Origin of the sequence: Campylobacter insulaenigrae NCTC 12927 (assembly GCF_000816185.1) — a bacterium.
Classification (GTDB): domain Bacteria; phylum Campylobacterota; class Campylobacteria; order Campylobacterales; family Campylobacteraceae; genus Campylobacter_D; species Campylobacter_D insulaenigrae.
Genome location: NZ_CP007770.1, coordinates 944,125 through 962,918, shown reverse-complemented (window position 1 = coordinate 962,918; position 18,794 = coordinate 944,125). Strand labels below are relative to the sequence as shown.

General features: G+C 27.3%; 16 protein-coding genes and 1 pseudogene. 12 read left to right on the top strand and 5 right to left on the bottom strand.

The genetic code is table 11. From position 1 onward, the window contains the following. The first annotated feature begins 4 nt into the window (after window positions 1–4). Genes leuS through hpf form a run of 9 tightly spaced genes read left to right on the top strand, consistent with a single transcriptional unit; the run spans window position 5 to window position 10,875 of the window. Window positions 5–2,434, top strand: a complete 2,430-nt coding sequence (gene leuS, locus CINS_RS05015; protein ID WP_039650388.1) for a leucine--tRNA ligase — start codon at window positions 5–7, stop codon at window positions 2,432–2,434. After that, window positions 2,431–2,928, top strand: coding sequence for an LPS assembly lipoprotein LptE (gene lptE / locus CINS_RS05010; RefSeq protein WP_039650386.1), 498 nt, complete (start codon window positions 2,431–2,433; stop codon window positions 2,926–2,928). The genes leuS and lptE overlap by 4 nt, the downstream gene beginning before the upstream one ends. Further along, window positions 2,928–4,301, top strand: coding sequence for a hypothetical protein (locus CINS_RS05005; protein WP_039650384.1), 1,374 nt, complete (start codon window positions 2,928–2,930; stop codon window positions 4,299–4,301). Before lptE ends, CINS_RS05005 begins: the two co-directional genes overlap by 1 nt. Further along, on the top strand, window positions 4,298–5,467 hold the full coding sequence (locus tag CINS_RS05000; RefSeq protein ID WP_039650382.1) for a bifunctional tetrahydrofolate synthase/dihydrofolate synthase: 1,170 nt from the start codon (window positions 4,298–4,300) through the stop codon (window positions 5,465–5,467). The genes CINS_RS05005 and CINS_RS05000 overlap by 4 nt, the downstream gene beginning before the upstream one ends. Continuing rightward, a complete protein-coding gene (locus CINS_RS04995) occupies window positions 5,454–6,365 on the top strand; it encodes a zinc metallopeptidase, M23 family (RefSeq protein WP_052251978.1) in 912 nt (303 codons plus the stop codon). Before CINS_RS05000 ends, CINS_RS04995 begins: the two co-directional genes overlap by 14 nt. Beyond that, window positions 6,293–6,697, top strand: a complete 405-nt coding sequence (locus CINS_RS04990; RefSeq protein ID WP_039650378.1) for a bactofilin family protein — start codon at window positions 6,293–6,295, stop codon at window positions 6,695–6,697. The genes CINS_RS04995 and CINS_RS04990 overlap by 73 nt, the downstream gene beginning before the upstream one ends. After that, window positions 6,687–9,623, top strand: coding sequence for a transcription-repair coupling factor (locus tag CINS_RS04985; RefSeq protein ID WP_039650376.1), 2,937 nt, complete (start codon window positions 6,687–6,689; stop codon window positions 9,621–9,623). The genes CINS_RS04990 and CINS_RS04985 overlap by 11 nt, the downstream gene beginning before the upstream one ends. Next, window positions 9,620–10,303 carry a 3-methyladenine DNA glycosylase gene (locus tag CINS_RS04980; protein WP_039650374.1) on the top strand — a complete coding sequence of 228 codons (684 nt, stop codon included), beginning with the start codon at window positions 9,620–9,622 and terminating at the stop codon, window positions 10,301–10,303. Before CINS_RS04985 ends, CINS_RS04980 begins: the two co-directional genes overlap by 4 nt. A gap of 53 nt (window positions 10,304–10,356) precedes the next feature. Then, on the top strand, window positions 10,357–10,875 hold the full coding sequence (gene hpf, locus CINS_RS04975; protein ID WP_039650372.1) for a ribosome hibernation-promoting factor, HPF/YfiA family: 519 nt from the start codon (window positions 10,357–10,359) through the stop codon (window positions 10,873–10,875). Between the two features lie 24 nt (window positions 10,876–10,899). On the opposite strand, the gene CINS_RS04970 is transcribed toward hpf, so the two are convergent. Then, window positions 10,900–13,434 carry an RNA polymerase beta'' subunit family protein gene (locus CINS_RS04970; protein WP_039650369.1) on the bottom strand — a complete coding sequence of 845 codons (2,535 nt, stop codon included), beginning with the start codon at window positions 13,432–13,434 and terminating at the stop codon, window positions 10,900–10,902. A 164-nt stretch (window positions 13,435–13,598) separates the two neighbouring features. Here CINS_RS04970 and groES point away from each other — a divergent pair, with 164 nt between their 5' ends. From groES to CINS_RS04955, 3 genes are all read left to right on the top strand, one after another. Then, window positions 13,599–13,859, top strand: a complete 261-nt coding sequence (gene groES, locus CINS_RS04965) for a co-chaperone GroES (protein WP_039650367.1) — start codon at window positions 13,599–13,601, stop codon at window positions 13,857–13,859. A gap of 12 nt (window positions 13,860–13,871) precedes the next feature. After that, the gene (gene groL / locus CINS_RS04960; RefSeq protein WP_039650365.1) at window positions 13,872–15,512 is read left to right on the top strand and encodes a chaperonin GroEL; all 1,641 of its coding nucleotides are present in this window, start codon (window positions 13,872–13,874) and stop codon (window positions 15,510–15,512) included. A gap of 129 nt (window positions 15,513–15,641) precedes the next feature. Beyond that, the gene (locus CINS_RS04955) at window positions 15,642–16,208 is read left to right on the top strand and encodes a nudix-type nucleoside diphosphatase (protein ID WP_039650363.1); all 567 of its coding nucleotides are present in this window, start codon (window positions 15,642–15,644) and stop codon (window positions 16,206–16,208) included. A gap of 10 nt (window positions 16,209–16,218) precedes the next feature. Here CINS_RS04955 and CINS_RS08065 read toward each other — a convergent pair whose 3' ends face one another. The 4 genes and pseudogenes from CINS_RS08065 to CINS_RS04940 all read right to left on the bottom strand — a co-directional run bounded on the left by CINS_RS08065 (window position 16,219) and on the right by CINS_RS04940 (window position 18,770). After that, entirely contained in the window at window positions 16,219–16,686 is a 468-nt protein-coding gene (locus CINS_RS08065; RefSeq protein WP_373274099.1) for a CZB domain-containing protein, read from the bottom strand. Next, window positions 16,675–16,959: pseudogene (locus CINS_RS08060) on the bottom strand (methyl-accepting chemotaxis protein); the annotation flags it as partial. The gene CINS_RS08065 and the pseudogene CINS_RS08060, both read right to left, overlap by 12 nt. A gap of 409 nt (window positions 16,960–17,368) precedes the next feature. Beyond that, on the bottom strand, window positions 17,369–17,584 hold the full coding sequence (locus CINS_RS04945; RefSeq protein WP_039650361.1) for an HP1242/YdcH family protein: 216 nt from the start codon (window positions 17,582–17,584) through the stop codon (window positions 17,369–17,371). A gap of 58 nt (window positions 17,585–17,642) precedes the next feature. Beyond that, window positions 17,643–18,770, bottom strand: coding sequence for a potassium channel family protein (locus CINS_RS04940; protein WP_039650360.1), 1,128 nt, complete (start codon window positions 18,768–18,770; stop codon window positions 17,643–17,645). Window positions 18,771–18,794: the final 24 nt, after the last annotated feature.

The window sequence follows — 18,794 nt, the reverse complement described above, 5'->3', positions numbered from 1 at the left end:
AATAATGGCATATGAAGCAGCACGAATAGAAAAAAAATGGCAAGAGAAGTGGCAAGAAAATAATTATTTTGAACCAAAAAATGATTATTCTTTGCCAAAAAAATATGTTTTGTCAATGTTTCCTTATCCTAGTGGTAGAATTCATATGGGACATGTTAGAAATTATTCTATAGGTGATGCAATTGCAAGGTATTACAGAAAAAAAGGTTTTAATGTTTTACATCCAATAGGTTTTGATAGTTTTGGTATGCCTGCTGAAAATGCTGCTATAAAACATGGTATTCATCCGAAAAAATGGACTTATGAGAATATTGATTATATGAAGAATGAATTATTTTCTTTAGGTTTTTCATTTTCGAAAAAACAAATGTTTGCAACTTCAGATCCTTTATATACTAAATTTGAACAAGAAATTTTTATTAAAATGTATGAAAAAGGTCTTATCTATACAAAAGAAGCTGAAGTAAATTGGTGTGATTATGATAAAACAGTTTTGGCAAATGAACAAGTAGAAGATGGCAAATGTTGGCGTTGTGGTCATGATGTTATTAGAAAAAAAATGCCTGGGTATTACATTAAAATCACCGCATATGCCGAAGAATTATTGCAAGATTTGAAAAAATTAGAAGGTAAGTGGCCTAATCAAGTTTTAACAATGCAAGAAAATTGGATAGGAAAAAGTATTGGTCTTAGTTTCGATTTTGCTTTGGATAAAAATGAAAATATAAAAGCTGAAAAAATTAATGTCTTTACCACTAGAGCAGAAACAATATACGGGGTTTCTTATATCGCTTTAGCTCCTGATCATAAAATTGTAAATGAATTAATTTCTAAAAGACTTTTAAAGCAAGATATAATAGATAAAATTCAAAATATACAAAACCAAAGTCCTCGCCAAAGGCAAGCATCTAAAAAAAAAGGATATTTTTTAAATCTTTATGCTATACATCCTTTAAGTCAAGAAAAAATTCCACTATGGGTTGCAAATTTTGTATTAGGAGATTACGGTAGTGGAGCCATTATGGGTGTTCCAGCCCACGATGAAAGAGATTATGAATTTGCAAAAGAATATAATATTGCTATAAAAAAAGTAATTGAAAAAGATCAAAGCGATCAAGAATATTATTTTATTAAAGAAGGTAAATTAATAAACAGTGCTGAATTTAGTGGATTAGAATGCGATGAAGGAAGAGAGAAAATAATTTCAAAAATTGAAGAGTTAGGTATTGGTAAAAAAATAACTAATTTTAAAATTCGAGATTGGGGTGTTTCAAGACAAAGATACTGGGGTGCACCTATACCTATGATTAAATGTCATAGTTGCGGTTTGGTACCTCAAAAAATCGAAAATCTACCTATAACCTTACCTGAAGATGTAGTGATTAATGGAGAAGGTAATCCTTTGGATAAACATAAAGAGTGGAAAGAATGTATTTGTCCAAAATGTGGTCAACAAGCTCAAAAAGAGAGTGATACTTTAGATACTTTTTTTGAAAGTTCTTGGTATTTTGTACGTTTTGCAAGTGATAATTCTACTTGGGAAAAGCAAGCTGTCAGTGAAAAAAGTGTTGATTATTGGATGAACGTGGATGAGTATATTGGGGGTATTGAACACGCAATCTTGCATTTGCTTTATGCTAGATTTTTTCAAAAAGCGTTGAGAGATTTAGGATATCTAAAAGATAGTGAACCTTTTGAAAGACTTTTAACTCAAGGAATGGTTACCAAAGATGGCTTTAAAATGAGCAAATCTAAAGGTAATGTTATTGATCCTGATTATATTATAGAAAAATATGGGGCTGATAGTGCTAGGTTATTTATACTTTTTGCAGCACCTCCTGCTAAAGAACTAGAATGGAATGATAATGCACTAGAAGGAGCTTTTAAATTTATTAATAGGTTGTATGAAAGAGCGATAAAATTACAACCTGCTTCTTTAGAACAAATTGATCATAGTAAATTAAGCAAAGATGAAAAATATGCGAGATTAAAAATTTATGAGGCTTTAAAAAAATCTTTTGAAGTATATGAAGAAACTTTTGCTTTTAATACTTTAATTGCTTCATGCATGGAAGCTTTAAATGCTTTAAGCACCATAAATAATGAGAAGATTTTAAAAGAAGCATTCTATATCATTTTAAATATTTTAGAACCTATAATTCCTCATGTTTGTTTTGAATTGAGTGAATATTTGTTTAAGTGTGAAAATTTTAAAATTTTGGAAATTAAAGAAGAGGTGTTTATCAAAGATAGTTTTGTTATCGCAATCAGTGTTAATGGAAAAAAACGTGGAGAAATAGAAATCTCATCTGATACAAACAAAGATGAAATTTTGATTTTAGCCAAAGAAAATGTGGCAAAATGGATTGTTGATAAAGAATTAATTAAAGAAATTTATATTGATAAAAAACTTGTAAATTTGGTTGTTAAATGAAAAAAATAATTTTTACATTTTTGATTATTTTTTTAGTATCTTGCGGATATATACCTTCTTCGCATATGGCTGGAAAAGTATTAGGAGAAAATGTTTTTTTAAGAATTAATATAAGTAAACAAGATCCACAAAATAGCGTATTTATTACTGATATTTTAAGAGAAGCTATGTTAAATAAGCTTGGTAGAAATATTACTAGTGAAAATAATGCTGATAGTATAATTATTGTTACAATGAAAGATTTAAAATATACTCCAATGATTTATGATAAGAATGGTTATGTTGTAAATTATAAAGCGGAATTATTTTTGGAATTTAAATTGCGTTATCAAAATGGAAAAGAAGAACTTGTAAATACTAAAGGTAGTTATTATTTTGATATTAATCCCAATTCGATCATAAGTGATAAAGCAAGATTTGAAGCAATTAAAAATGCTTCAAGCCAAGCTTTTGATGAATTTGTCTCTATTATTGCTATTAGAGGTTATAAATAATGGCAAGTCATATAAATGAAATTGCAAAAGAAACTTTAATAAAATTAAAGGAAAGAAAACTTCATCCAACACCTGAAAATTATAGTGAAATTTTTGAAGAATGTGCAAAAAAATTTGGTATTTCAAGCTCTAATAAGGTTAAAATTGAAAAGTATATCAATCTTTTAGATGAAATTTATAAACAGGAATTAAAAAGAAAAAGTATACATACTATTGATGAATTTTTAGTTTTTTTAGTTTCGAGACTTAATCGACAAACTAGTAAAAAATATGAAGATGTTTATGCTTTATTGGAATTGGTTATTTATCAACTTAGCATAAGTAAAGATAAGAAAATAAAAGAATTAGCTCAAGCTTCATTACATAGATTATCACAAGTGATGGATATTGAAACTATTTATCTTTTAAGGGCAAAATGGAAAGATCTTGAAAAAAGTTACGAAGATGACGAGCTTTTAAAAAAATTAGAAGAATTTAATATAAGAGGTTTTTCTGACTTTTATTTTTTAATAGAAAAACTTATTTTCATGTTAAAAGAACGTTCTTATGAAAAGCAAGCAGAAATTTTACTTTGTACTTTAGATCCTTTATTTGGAAAGAGTCAAGAAATAGAGCAATTTAAAGAACAATTAAAAGAAAATCCAAGAATGATAGCAAGAAAAGAATTTACTCGTGATTTTTGTCTAATGATACAAAAAAAAGAAGTTATAGATAGATATTATATACAAAAAAATCTTTCTTTTTTTCATAAACACTTGGAAAGTTTGAATGAAATGGTATCTGAACTTTATGATCACAATCAAGAGGATGTAAAATTCATAGATACTTTGGTAAAAGATGAAAATGGGAATGTGCAAATTAATTTTGACATTTTAAAAGATAAATTGTTATATGCTAATGAACAACTTGCGCAAATTAAAACACAAATTCATGCAACTAGCGATGATGAACAAAGGGAGCAATGGAATTTAGCTCAAGAATTAAAAAAACTTGATGAAAACTATCATCTTTACTCTGTGAATTACGCTTTATGCTTTTTTAAAATAAATAATATAGAGCATGTGATTAATACATATGGAATTGATAGTTATAAAACTATTGAAGAAAAATTCAAAAAAGTTTTGAAAGATTCTTGTAAAAATACTGAAGAAATTTGGATTTTAGATGAAAATTCTTATCTTGTTATTTTGCCAGGTAAGAATTTAGAATATGCGCAAGCTTTTACTGAAAAAGTATTAAAGCTTATTGAAGATTATAAATTCATCTATAAAGATGAAATTGTAAAATTAAAATTATCAGTATCGTATATGGAAAAAAATAGTTTTACGGGTGGCGATATTTTAAAAGAACTTATAGATAAAAGTGTAAAATGAAATTTAAAAATATTCTTGCAGAAAAAACTATGTTTTATAAAAAAATCAATAGATTTTTTATGTTTTCTATGTATGAAAAATATAAAGATCAATTTGCAAAGACGAAAAATATTCAGATTATAGGAACTAATGGAAAAGGTAGTACAGGAAGATTTTTGGCTATGCTTTTACAACAAGAAGGTTTTAGTGTAGGTCATTACACTAGTCCTCATATTTTTACTTTCAATGAAAGATTTTGGTTAAATGGAGTTATTTTAGATGATGAAACTTTAGAAAAAGCACATAAAAAATTAGAGCAAATTCTAGCTCATGATTTACAAAAGCTTAGTTATTTTGAATACGCTACTTTTTTAGCGCTAGTGGTATTTGAAAAATGTGATTATGTAATATTTGAAGCTGGAGTTGGTGGAGAATATGACGCTACAAGTGTTTTTGATAGAGATTTTAATGTTTTTACTAAAATTGGTTTTGATCATCAAGAAATGTTAGGAGATTCCCTTAAAAAGATTGCAAGAGCTAAATTAAAAGCTATGAAATCTAAAGCGATTATTTCTAATGAACAAGAAATAGAGGTTTTAAAATTAGCTAAGCATATTGCTCTTTTAAAAAAATCTACACTTTGGATATCCACACTTTGCAGAGATAAAAAGATTGAATTTTTTGCTCAAGAGTATATTGAAAAGTATCATTTGGCTATATTTTTAAAAAATAATCTTTTACTTGCATTAGAAAGTTTTATGTTAATTTTGAACAAAAATAAAAATAATTTGATTGAAAGTCTTAGTAAGCTTCCAAGATTGGATTTAAGGGGTAGATGCGAACAAATTTCTCGTAATCTTTTTGTTGATGTTGGTCATAATGAAATGGCAGCTTCAATTTTAGTTTCAATTTTTAAGGAAAAAAAAGTTCATTTAGTTTATAATTGCTTTTTAGATAAAGATTTTCGTAATATTTTAAGAATACTAAAACCTATTATTGAAATGGTTGAAATTTATAATTATCAGTGTGAAGACAGAGCTTTAGCTGGTGAAGAGTTAATAAGATGCTTAGAAGAGTTAGATATTAAATATAAAACATTTTATTCTATACAAAAAGAGAATTTATATTTAGTTTTTGGTTCTTTTGTTTTGGTTGAAAAATTTTTAAGAGGGTATTGTGAAAGATAAATTTACACTTACTATAACAGATGTTAATGGTTCTAGACATTTTTTATTAAGTCAAATTATTAAAAAAGTGATTATTTATTTTACTTCTTTTGTTTTTATAGTTATAGTTTTAGGTGCTTTATATATTAATTATTTGGCAACTAAAAGAGCAGAGCTTTTGAAAGATCAAGAGAGTTTGAGTGTAAAAAATACCAAACTTTTTTCTCAAAATGAAAGTATGCAAAAAAATTTAGAAGAAAAAGCCGCTTTATATGATGAACTTCAAACTCAACTTGCTGATATTGAAGAAAATCTTGGTTTAAAACAAGATGAAAGTTTAGATATACCTGAAAGATTAGAAAAAGTAAAATTGACAAACGACCAAGCATATTTGTTTTTGACTCAAATTCCTAATGGTCATGTAATAGCAGATAATGGTATCACTGGAGAATTTGGTTGGCGTCATCATCCTATATTAAATAAAAAAGAGTTTCATCCAGGTATTGATTTAAGGGCGCCTTTAAAAACTCCAATTTATGCTCCTGCAAATGGAGTTGTTGAATATGCTGCATACAGTAATAATGGATATGGTTATTCTGTGATTTTAATTCATAATTTTGGTTTTAAAACAGTTTATGCTCATATGACTCGTCAAGATGTTGTTAAGGCAGGAGAATTTGTAAAAAAAGGTCAATTATTAGGCTATACAGGTAGTACAGGACTTTCTACAGGTCCACATTTACATTATGAAGTTCGATTTATTAATAAACTTTTAGATCCTATGATTTTTATCAATTTAAATCATAAAAACTATGAACAAATTTTTGATCAAGAAAGGAGAGTTCCATGGCAATCTTTAATAAAGGCTCTATTGCTTCAGTATCCGAAACTACAGTCATTTCAAGCGGCGCAAAAATAGAGGGCAGTTTTTATTTTAATTCTATGCTTCATCTAGATGGAGAAATTACTGGAGATATAATTTCTTCAAGTGTTATAGTAATAGGTAAAAGTGGTGTTTTAAAGGGACAGGTTAAGGCTGATAAAATAGTTATTAACGGTATTTTCGAAGGAGAAATGAGCGTAGATTCTCTTGAAATTTTATCTGGTGGTGTTTTGAATGGAAATATTGTCGTAAAACAGCTTAGTATAGAAAACGGTGGTAAATTTAATGGAAGCAGTAAAATTGTAGAAAAAGATGAAGAGGTGGCTGTATTAGATAGTGTAGAAGAAACAAATCAAGATGCAAGCTAGATTATATGAGTATTTGCAAGATATACAAACTGAGTTAATAATTTGCGAGGATGATAAAGAGGCTGATGATTTAGCTCAAGTTTGTTTGTATTTGGGTTTTAAAACTTATGTTTTACCAGATTTTAGAGCGCAATTTGGAAGCGATTTGCGTTCTTTTTCAAAAGAGTTATTTGAAATTTGTAAAGTTTTAAATGCTTATCACAAAGAAGCACAAAGTAAAATTTTAATTTCTCCTATAAGAACTATACTACAGAAATTACCAGGAAAAAATAATTTACAAAATATTATTCTAAAAAGCAATTCATCAATTAAATTAGAAAAATTTAAAGAGGAAATGCTGCATAGCGGATATGAATTTGTAGATATTGTTCAAGATAAAGGAGAAATTTCTATCCGTGGAGAGATAATTGATATTTTTGCTATAAATGAAGATCAGCCATTTAGAATTTTACTTTTTTCAGATGAAGTAGAAAGTATAAGATATTTTGATGTTAATTCTCAAAAATCTATACCTAAAGAACTTTCTAGTATAGAAATATGTCCTTTTTTAAGTAATTTAAATCAAGATCAATATAATAATTTGCAAGAAAAAATTAGAAATTTTCAAGGTCAAAGCATTATTAGCGATGTTAATTCTTTAGGTTTTTGGTGTATTGATAATTTTTATGATTATTTAAATTTAAATTTTATAAGCGTTAAAGAATTTCAAAGCAATGATTTTGAAGAGGATATTAGTAAAATTAATCAAAATATTTTACCTCAAGCTAAATATTGTAAAAATTTATTAAGCACCTACAATCAAGATTTTTTTTCTTTTCATAAAGATAAAAACATTATAGTTCTGGCTAAGAATGAAGTTTTATTTAGGGCTTTAAATATAGAGCATTCTCAAAATATTACTCTAAAGATATGCGATTTGAGATTAAATTTAATTACTAAAGAAAAATTAATTGTTTCTTTGAATAAAAAGCAAAAAAATAAAAGAATTAAAAAAGCAAATTTGATTATAGATGAACTTAGAGTAGGTGATTATATAGTTCATGAAGATTATGGAGTAGCTAAATTTTTAGGACTTGAGATTATTGTGATTGCTGGAGCAAAAAAAGAATTTGTGGCACTTGGCTATTTAAATAATGATAAATTGCTTTTACCTGTAGAAAATTTATATATGATAGATAAATATATAGGTGTTAGTGGTGGTATTCCTTTGCTTGATAAGCTTGGCAAAGGAACGTTTTTAAAACTTAAGGAAAAACTTAAAGAAAAACTTTTTGCTATTGCATCCAATATTGTGTCATTAGCTGCTGCAAGATCGTTAATTAAAGCTAAAAATTTATATATTTCTGAAAATTTACAAGATGAATTTATAAATAGTGCAGGTTTTGCTTATACTAAGGATCAAGAGCAAGTATGTAAAGAAATCTTTCAAGATATTCAAAGTTCTAAAGTTATGGATAGATTGCTTAGTGGGGATGTTGGATTTGGTAAGACAGAAATTGCTATGAATGCTATATTTGCTTGTGTAAAAAGCGGTTTTACTGCTTTATTTTTTGTACCTACAACTTTACTTTCTTCTCAACATTTTAAGACATTAAAGCGTAGATTTACTAGTTTTAATATTAATGTTTTTAAACTTGATCGTTTTACTAATTCAAAAGAAAAAAAACAAATTTTAGAATTTTTAAAAGAAAAAAAGCCTTGTGTAGTTGTTGGAACTCATTCTCTTTTAAATATAGAATGTGAAAATTTAGGTTTGATTGTGATTGATGAAGAGCATAAATTTGGTGTAAAGCAAAAAGAAAAATTAAAAGAATTTAGTAAAAATTCGCATATTCTTTCAATGTCTGCAACACCTATACCAAGAAGTTTAAATCAAGCATTGAGTTCTTTAAAATCTTACAGTGTTTTACAAACTCCACCTGATGATCGTTTAGATGTGAGGACTTTTGTTAGAGAGAGTAGTGATGCTTTGGTTAAGGAAGCCATTTCGAGGGAATTAAGACGAGCGGGTCAAATATTTTATATTCACAATCATATTGCAAGTATTAATGAGAGTAAGAAATATCTTTTAGAATTATTTCCACATTTGAAAATTTTAATATTACATTCTAAGATTGATGCTAAAACAACTGAAGAAGAAATGCTTAGATTTGAGAATAAAGAATATGACCTGTTGCTTTGTACATCTATAGTTGAAAGTGGTATTGATCTTCCAAACGTAAATACTATTATAATTGAAAATTCAGATCGTTTTGGTATGGCTGATTTACATCAACTAAGAGGTAGAGTAGGACGAAGTTCTATACAAGGATATTGTTATTTTTTAATTGAAGATAAGGAAAAACTTACAAAAGATTCTTTAAAAAGATTAACTAGTTTAGAGAGTAATTCTTATTTGGGTTCAGGCTCTGTACTTGCTTATCATGATTTAGAAATTCGTGGAGGAGGTAATTTATTAGGTGTTGATCAAAGTGGTCATATTGAACAAATTGGTTACAGTTTATATCTTAAAATGCTTGAAGATGAAATCAATAAATTAAGCAAAAATGAGACAATAAAAGAAAACAAGATTGATTTAAAACTAAATGTCAATGCTTTTATTAATAGTGAATATATCAACGAGGATCGTTTAAGATTAGAACTTTACAGAAGACTTAGTAAATGTGCGAGTGTGAGTGAAATATATGAAATAGAAAGTGAAATGATTGATCGCTTTGGAAAATTAGATATTTATACAAAACAATTTTTAGATTTAATTACAATAAAAATTTTAGCTAGTGATGATTATAAATTAATCAGTAACTTTGAACAAAATATTTGTTTTGTAAAAAATGATGATAATAAAGAAATTGTCAAGGCAAAGAGTAAAGATGATGACGATATATTAGATACGATACTCACTTATCTTAGAAGAACAAAATCATGAATGGTTATGAAATATTTAAAGTTTTGATTTTAGCTGATATTGAATTTAAAGAATTTGAATGGTTTGAAAATAATAAATTGAGTGAATTTGAAATTTTAATTTCTGTTATTTTAACTCAAAATACCAATTGGAAGAATGTACTTAAGGCCTTAGAAAATTTAAGAAGTGCTAATATTACTAAATTTGAAGATATTCAAGTTATTTCAATGCAAAATTTTGCTTCGTTAATAAAACCGAGCGGTTTTTATAATACGAAAGCTAAGTATATAAAAAATTTTATTCAAGCTTTATTTGATAATTTTGCTTCATTTGATGAATTTAAAAATGAAGTTTGTCGAGAATGGCTTTTGGATATTAAAGGTTTAGGTCAAGAGAGTGTTGATGGAATTTTAAATTATATTTGCAAGCGTGAAGTTTTAGTAGTGGATGCTTATAGTGCCAAAATTTCAAGATATTTGGGTTATGAATTAGATAATTATGAAGATTTAAACGAATTTTTTATACAGAATATAGCTAGTAATCAAAATAATTTAAATAAATTATTAGGAAGACAATATGAACTTTATAAACTTTATCAAATTTTTCACGCAATGATTGTAATTTTTTGCAAAAAATACTTTTTGGGTAAAAATATATCGACTCAAGGAGAAGGGATATTAAAGTCTTTGACGATGGTTTAATATTTTACTTTTAAAGTGCTATAATGTATTTGACTTCAAAAAAAGGAGAAATAATGAATACAAGTATAGTTGGAAAGCAATTTGAGCTTACAGATTCTATTAAAGAATATGTAGAAAAAAGTTTTGAAACTTTAACAAAATATAATCTTGATGTGATTTCTGCTCGTTGTGTGATTAGTGCTGATGAAAGACATGGTAAAAAAGGATTTTGGGCTGAGTTTAGTATAAATTTAGCAGGAATTAATACCGTTGTAGTTAAACAAAAAGATAAAGATTTATATGCTGCTATTGATTTAGCAGTTGATAGAATTTCTAAAGTTTTGAGAAGATTACATGATAAAAATACTACTCATAAGCACCAAGATGAAATAAAAGAAAACACTATTTTACCGAGTATTGTTGATGAAGACGAGATAATTCCTACAGAGTTAGAGCTTTATAAGCCTTTAGAGATTGATGAGGCTTTAAAAAAACTTAAATCTAGCAAGGATATATTTTTAGTATTTAATGATATGGATGCTAAAATGAGAGTCTTATTTAAGAAAAAAGATGGAAAATTTGGTTTATTTTAATATGATTCTAAGCTCTTTAGGAGCTTAGAATATTTTATTGAAAAGTTGATTTATACCTTTATTGTTTTTATTTTTTTCTTCTTTTGGATTTTCTCCAGTGATGATATTTTTGATTGTGTTCAAAGTGCTTTTTGTATCTAGTTTAATTTTTGGATTTTCTGTTGTCCCATTGATTGTTCCTTTAAATTTAGCTCTATCTATTTCTATATTAAATGGGATGTTTAAAGCACTATTTTGAGTGTTTATTTTACCTTTTGCGATATTTATTTTGCTACGATCAGCTAGTAAATCAAGATTTAAATCAATAAGATTTTTATTAATAATAGCATTTGCGTTTCCGCTACGATAAACATCTTCAGTAATATCTTTTTGTAATAACAACATTAGTGTATTTGTCATTAAATTCTTTTTTAATTTTCCATTTTTAAGATCTAGCGAAAGTTCTCCATTTTCTGTTAAAAGATTATAATTTGCTTTTACATCAGATTTTGCTTCATAATAGTCTGGAAAATCTAAACTTTGAGCTAAATTTGATAAATCAACATTTTTGATATTTGCTTGAAGTATATTATTTTTTAAGGTTGCATCCATTTGTCCTTCAAAAATTTTTTTACTAATAATATTTGCATCAATTAAATTATTTTCAAAATTTAATTGACCATTAAAATCTGCCTTTCCTTTTAATTTTCTATCTATTAAAAAGCCTAAAGTTGAAAAATCATTGAGTGAAATATCATAAGTACTTTGTAGAAGAATTTTATTAAGATCAAATTTTCCCTTAAAGGTGTTAATATTAGCAAATGATGAAAGTATTTTTGCATCAAAATCCAAAATAGATTTATTGATTTTCCCTTCTATATTTGCTTTTGCTGAAGTGTTTTTTGGAAATTTTTTATTAAGAAGCTTTGAAAGTTCTATTTCATTAAATGATGAATTGATATTTGCATTAAATTTTCCATTTAGATTGTTAATATCTAAAGAATTTAATTCTACTTTGGCATCAATATCTCCGTATGCTAAAGTTTGTTGTCCTATTAAAGGAAAAATTTGTTCTAATTTTACATTGTTTATAATTGCTTGCAAGCTTTTTCCGTTAGATTTTGCATTGATTAATCCTTGCATAATTTTAATATTTGCATCAAGATTATTAATAATATTATCTTTTAAATCAATTTTAGCATCTATATTTAAAGGTCCGTTAAGATTTTGTTTTGTTAAAACTTTTAGCTTATTAAGATTGTCTACAAAAGCATTTATATTTGTATTTAAATTTTTATTTTCAAGATTATAAGAACCACTTAAATTTGATATTTTAGCTATATTTGAATCCATTAATGCTTCGTAATTAATAAGAGAGTTTTTTGCATTTGCTTTTGCTTGTAGATTAAATGATGTTTTTGGAAAATCTAAACCATTGATTTTTTTAAATTCATTAGTGTTGATATTTGCATTTTTAAGTTCTGCAAACATATCAAAATTTTTAAAATCTAAACCTTGAGCATTAAAATTCAATTGTAATTTAGAATCTATAATTTCAGGTATAGAGATAGTTTTGAGTAATTGTGCGATTTCTATGGTTGTCGTATTTATATTTAAGTTATTATTTAATAATGTAGTTTTTAATTCCCCGCCAAAACCATAAATAGTAGCATTTAATTTTTGTAATTGATTTTGTGTAAATTCTAAATCACCATTGATTTTGCCTTTTCCTTGAAGTTTTATTTTAGCAATATTTGAAAATTGATTAAAATCATCTAAAAATATTTCAAAATCAGATTTTAATTTATTGTTTTGAATTTCATAAACGCTTTGTTTTGTATAAAATTTAAAAAAATTACTTAAAATTTCACTTTTAGAAATAATATTGCCATTTTGTATTGAGGATTTAATTTCACCTTTTATGAAATTTTCTTTTGGTAAACTAAGGTTAAAATCTTTTTGAATTAATGTACTATCAACGGAGCTTGTGTAAAAATTAATCAAAGAATTTCCATTTGGTTTTAAATCTTTAGCGCTAATATCAGTGATAATATTTATTTTTCCTTGTATATATCTTGGTAAATTCGCAAAATCTAAAATCTGTGCAATATCAATTTCTTTTCCTAAAAGTTGTAAATTTAAAGGCGTAAAATCGACAATATTAGCTTTTAAACTAAGATTAGAATTAAATAAAAATCCATTTCCATTTACATTAAAATCATTGCTTTTTCCAACAATATTTCCTTTAAATGTAAAATCTTGCTGATTGCTTAATTTTAATTCTTTAATATAACTTTTTTGTAATCCTATGAGATAATTTAAATCAAAGCCTAAGCTCAAAGGAGATAATTTTCCATCAATATTGACAAAAAATTTATTATCTAAATTTGCTTTTATATCTAAAGTAGAAAAGCGAATTTCAAAGTTATCAAAGCGAATATTCATACCACTTTTTTGTGTGATAATTTCTTCTATTTTTGGTTTTAAGAAATTATTTCCTATGCTTGTAAAAAGCAAAATATAGCCGCTTGTAAGCAACACAAAAATAACTACTAAAAAAGTATAAGTAATTTTTTTCATTTTATAACCTTTATATTAATATATCATATAAATTTAGTTTATTAGACTAAACTTATATGATATATATAACTTAATTTATTGACAGTTTACTTTATTTTGTGTATAATCTTATCACTCAAAAATAAAGAGTGCTAATAATAACACATTATTGAAAGGATAAAAAAATGAATTTTCAACCTTTAGGAAAGCGTGTATTAGTTAAACGCTTAGAAGAAGCTACTACAACTGCTTCGGGAATTATTATACCAGATAATGCTAAAGAAAAGCCACTAAAAGGTGAAGTTGTTGCGATAAGCAAAGAAGTAGAAGGAATGCAGGTAAATGATACTATAATGTTTGCAAAATATGGTGGTACGGAAATAAAAATAGATAATGTAGAATATTTAGTTTTAAATGTTGATGATATACTAGGAATTTTAAAATAAAAGGATACTAAAATGGCAAAAGAAATATTTTTTTCAGATGAAGCAAGAAATAAACTTTATGAAGGTGTTAAGAAATTAAATGATGCAGTAAAAGTTACAATGGGACCAAGAGGTCGCAATGTATTAATTCAAAAAAGTTTTGGTGCTCCGTCTATCACAAAAGATGGTGTTAGTGTAGCTAAAGAAGTTGAGTTAAAGGATTCTTTAGAGAATATGGGTGCTTCCTTGGTTAGAGAAGTTGCTAGCAAAACAGCTGATCAGGCAGGAGATGGTACTACTACTGCGACTGTATTAGCGCACGCTATATTTAAAGAAGGTTTAAGAAACATTACAGCTGGTGCGAATCCTATTGAAGTTAAAAGAGGTATGGATAAAGCTTGCGAAGCTATTGTAGTTGAACTTAAAAAAATGTCTCGTGAAGTAAAAGATAAAAAAGAAATTGCTCAAGTTGCAACAATATCAGCAAATTCAGATGAAAAAATTGGAAATTTAATTGCTGATGCTATGGAAAAAGTAGGTAAAGATGGAGTTATCACTGTTGAGGAAGCAAAATCAATTAATGATGAATTGAATGTTGTCGAAGGTATGCAATTTGATAGAGGCTATTTAAGCCCATATTTCATTACAAATACTGAAAAAATGACAGTGGAATTACAAAGTCCATTTATTTTATTATTTGACAAAAAAATTGCAAATTTGAAAGATTTGTTACCAATTTTAGAGCAAATTCAAAAAACTGGTAAACCTCTTTTAATTATAGCTGAAGATATTGAAGGTGAGGCTTTAGCAACTTTAGTTGTAAATAAATTAAGAGGTGTTTTAAATATCTCTGCTGTGAAAGCTCCAGGATTTGGTGATAGAAGAAAAGCTATGTTGGAAGACATTGCTATATTAACTGGCGGTGAAGTGATTTCTGAAGAACTTGGAAGAAATCTAGAGAGTGCTAATATTCAAGATCTTGGACAAGCTTCTAGTGTAATTATTGATAAAGACAATACTACTATTGTAAATGGTGCTGGAGAAAAATCAGCTATTGATGCTAGAATTACACAAATAAAAGCTCAAATTGCCGAAACAACAAGTGACTATGATAAAGAAAAATTGCAAGAAAGATTAGCAAAACTTAGCGGTGGAGTGGCAGTAATTAAGGTTGGTGCTGCTACTGAAACTGAGATGAAAGAGAAAAAAGATAGAGTAGATGATGCATTGAGTGCTACAAAAGCTGCTGTTGAGGAAGGAATTGTTGTTGGTGGCGGTGCTGCTTTAATTAAAGCAAAATCTAAAATTAGCTTAAATTTACAAGGTGATGAAGCAATTGGTGCTGCAATCGTAGAAAGAGCTTTAAGAGCACCTTTAAGACAAATTGCAGAAAATGCTGGTTTTGATGCTGGTGTTGTAGTAAATACTGTGGAAAATAGCAAAGAAGAAAATACAGGTTTTGATGCTGCAAAAGGTGAGTATGTTAATATGTTAGACAGTGGTATTATCGATCCTGTTAAAGTTGAAAGAATCGCCTTGTTGAATGCAGTTTCTGTTGCTAGTATGTTACTTACTACAGAAGCTACTATTAGTGAAATTAAAGAAGATAAACCTGCTGCTATGCCAGATATGGGCGGTATGGGTGGAATGGGCGGTATGGGTGGAATGATGTAATCCATCACCCCTTTCCTTATTTTTTCTTCATTTTTTATTAAACCGTCTTTTGAGACGGTTTTTTTACAACTTCAGTTTTATATTCTTTTAGTATAATTAAGATAGATTACATTTTTAAGGTTTTTAATTATGAAAAATTTAAAAGAAGAGGTGTTTACTAGATCACAATATATTAAGCCAAAAAGATATTCTTATCAAGGTAAGGATAATAAAATTTATACTTGGGATTTCATAGAGGCTATGGATAGTGTTTCCATCTTTTTGTATCATATTCAAGATGATGCTTTTTTATTTGTAAAGCAATTTAGAATTCCATTGTGGGATTACCAAAAACGTAATAATATAAATTTAGATGAGATGGGATATAGTATAGAACTTTGTTCAGGTCTTGTGGATAAAAATTTAAGTTTAGAACAAATTGCAAAAGAAGAATGTATTGAAGAAGTTGGATATAGTCCTAAAAACATAGAGTTGATCGGAGAATTTTATACTGGTTTTGGTTCCGGTGTGAGTAGGCAATTTTTATATTTTGCACAAATAGATGAAAATGATAAAGTTGGATACGGAGGTGGAATTGATGGAGAAAATATTCAAATACTTAAGGTTCAAAGAAATGCTTATGAACAATTTTATAAGTTAAATCCTACCAAAAGCCCTTTGCTTGAATTTGCATATTTATGGTTTAAGAACAGATAAAATTCTGCTCTTAATTGTTTTCTTTTGCTGTATCTTCTTCTAAATTAGTTTCTCTTTCTTCTAGCATCTCTTTAAATATTTCAAATAGTTCTTCAGAAGCTTTTTCTGCGTTGAAACATTTATCTAAAATTTGATTTTGCACTAATTCATTTGCAGTATTTTCATTATGTGCTAAATTTATTGCTTGATTAATGTTTTCATGAACCTTTTGATGTGGGATATTTAATTTTCCAAAAGATCTTCCGCTTGCAAATCTTTCTTTTCCTATTCCCATCATCCATTTTGCAAGTCTACAATTTAGATGATCGGATAATTCTTTACCAGAAAGATGAATAATTTCATTATAACCATTTAGTTTAAACGCTATATGATCTAATTTTGCAAGTGAAATAAAAATTTCAGAGGTGATGCTTTTGGCATAATTACTAGTTGAATTCGCATTGGAGATTAATTGTGTAAATTTACTTGAAAAATTCACAATATGTTCATTTGATTCAAGAGAAACTTTTTCTACTTGTTCACTTTGACTATACATTTCATCTGCATTTTGTTTTAATAAATTTATATTTAACTCCACTTCTGAAGTTGCTTTTTGAGTTTTTTCAGCAAGTTTTCTAACTTCATCTGCAACAACAGCAAAACCTCTACCATGTTCTCCAGCACGTGCTGCTTCGATAGCAGCATTTAGCGCCAAAAGATTAGTTTGATCAGAAACATCTTTGATGAGATTGATTACATTTGTAATCTCATCAACGCTACGATGAAGATTTCCCGCTGTGTCCCTTGATTGATTTGCAGAATCAATAATACTTTGAAGTGAAGAAATAATTGATTGTGTAATAGAATTTAATTCTTGCATATCGTGCAAAGAAGAATCAGAATATTGAGAAATAATTTCTGCCTTATTTACATTCTCTTGCATATCACCTTGTACATTGGATATACCTTTTAAAACTCCATTTAGTAACATGTCTAAAAGTTTTGTTTCAAGTGCGGTAATACTATTGTTGCTTATGGCATTTTTTTCACAACTGGCTATCAACTCTTGCTTTTCAAGATTTAATCTTGCATTCTCTTCTTCTAAAAATTTAACTTTATTTTCTAATTCTTTGATTGTATTTTGTATTTGTTTATTACCAAACATGAATTTTCCTTAAAAGTTATTTTTGATAGTTTGATAAATAAGTATTCAACTCATCTTTTAATTTTAATTTTTCTTTTTTAAGATTTGCAATTTCAAGATTGTCTAGATGAATTCTACCTTCTTCTGCATCTTTAATTTTATGATCGAGTTCGTTGTGTTCATCAAATAGCTTGTCAAAATGTTTATCTTTGCCTTTTAGTTGAGTGATTAAATCTCGAAATTCGTGTAGCATGAGTTCTCCTTTTTTTGATTAATATTAAAATAAATTACAAATTATACTTTAAATTTAGTTAAATGTATTTTAATTCATCAGGTTTTTGTTTATTTTTAATAATTTTTTTTGCTATTTTGATACTATCGGCTGTACCTACTAAAAGTAATTTTGAACCAGTACCTATTAGAGTATCACCTTTTGGCATAGGTGTAAATTTTTTATTTTCTAAAATCCCAACAACGCTAACATTTGCCATATCTCTTAAGTGAATTTCTTTTAATCGTTTAAAACGTACCCATGATTCATCTGGGATTTTTACTTCTTCTAAATCAATAGGGCTATTTTTTTTATACAAGTAGTTTTCTAATAAATTTTCCATATCAGGTCTTGCTGACATAGCACTTAATCTTTGAGCAACAAGTTTAGTTGCTGAAACAATAGAATTTGCTCCAAGTTTTTTCAATTTTTGTGTTTCATCATCATTTGCTGAACTAGCAAGTATAAAATAAGGATTGATTCTTTGTAGTTCTTTTTCAAATAATCTTACAGAGGCAATGATTGCAATGTTGTCTGCGATATTGTGGCTAAGAGTTATAACTCCTTTGGCGCTAGAGAGATTTGATTTTAAAAAGGCAAGATTTGTGTGTGGTGCAGCTTCTATATAATACGGGTAGCGATATTTTTCAGATATTTCATCAAAATTTTGAATTTCATCGACAACAACAAAAGGAATATGATTTTCTCTAAATTGTTGTGCTAATTCTATAGTGAAATCGTTGTGATAACATATCACAAAGTGATTTTTTAATCTTGCAACTTTATGTAACATCCTTCTTTCCTTTATAATTTTTAGTAAAGTTCCTTTTTTTATTATTTCTATGACTAAACCCATGCAGAATGTGAAAATTGTAAAGGTTGATAGTACATATAAAACTGTAAATATTCTACCGGCTGTCGAAATTGGATTTACTTCTGTATATCCTAAAGTGGTAAAAGTCATTCCTGCTTGATAAATAGCATCATTGAGATTAAAATTACTTGTGAGCATATATCCAAAAGCACCAATGAGAGTAATAATAACAATAGCTATAAGGGGAATTCTTAAAAATTTAAGCTGTCCATATAACTCATCATTGAGACTGATTGCAGGTTTGGGAGAAGAAGACCAATTGAGGAATTTTTTGAGCTTTTTCAAAAAAGACATTTGTAAATTCCTCTTTTATGTTTA

Excerpts from the sequence above, each read along its gene's own strand:
- leuS (WP_039650388.1), top strand. The coding sequence starts at position 5 with ATGGCATATGAAGCAGCACGAATAGAAAAAAAATGGCAAGAGAAGTGG.
- lptE (WP_039650386.1), top strand. The coding sequence starts at position 2,431 with ATGAAAAAAATAATTTTTACATTTTTGATTATTTTTTTAGTATCTTGC.
- CINS_RS05005 (WP_039650384.1), top strand. The coding sequence starts at position 2,928 with ATGGCAAGTCATATAAATGAAATTGCAAAAGAAACTTTAATAAAATTA.
- CINS_RS05000 (WP_039650382.1), top strand. The coding sequence starts at position 4,298 with ATGAAATTTAAAAATATTCTTGCAGAAAAAACTATGTTTTATAAAAAA.
- CINS_RS04990 (WP_039650378.1), top strand. The coding sequence starts at position 6,293 with ATGGCAATCTTTAATAAAGGCTCTATTGCTTCAGTATCCGAAACTACA.
- CINS_RS04985 (WP_039650376.1), top strand. The coding sequence starts at position 6,687 with ATGCAAGCTAGATTATATGAGTATTTGCAAGATATACAAACTGAGTTA.
- CINS_RS04980 (WP_039650374.1), top strand. The coding sequence starts at position 9,620 with ATGAATGGTTATGAAATATTTAAAGTTTTGATTTTAGCTGATATTGAA.
- hpf (WP_039650372.1), top strand. The coding sequence starts at position 10,357 with ATGAATACAAGTATAGTTGGAAAGCAATTTGAGCTTACAGATTCTATT.
- CINS_RS04970 (WP_039650369.1), bottom strand. The coding sequence starts at position 13,434 with ATGAAAAAAATTACTTATACTTTTTTAGTAGTTATTTTTGTGTTGCTT.
- groES (WP_039650367.1), top strand. The coding sequence starts at position 13,599 with ATGAATTTTCAACCTTTAGGAAAGCGTGTATTAGTTAAACGCTTAGAA.
- groL (WP_039650365.1), top strand. The coding sequence starts at position 13,872 with ATGGCAAAAGAAATATTTTTTTCAGATGAAGCAAGAAATAAACTTTAT.
- CINS_RS04955 (WP_039650363.1), top strand. The coding sequence starts at position 15,642 with ATGAAAAATTTAAAAGAAGAGGTGTTTACTAGATCACAATATATTAAG.
- CINS_RS04945 (WP_039650361.1), bottom strand. The coding sequence starts at position 17,584 with ATGCTACACGAATTTCGAGATTTAATCACTCAACTAAAAGGCAAAGAT.
- CINS_RS04940 (WP_039650360.1), bottom strand. The coding sequence starts at position 18,770 with ATGTCTTTTTTGAAAAAGCTCAAAAAATTCCTCAATTGGTCTTCTTCT.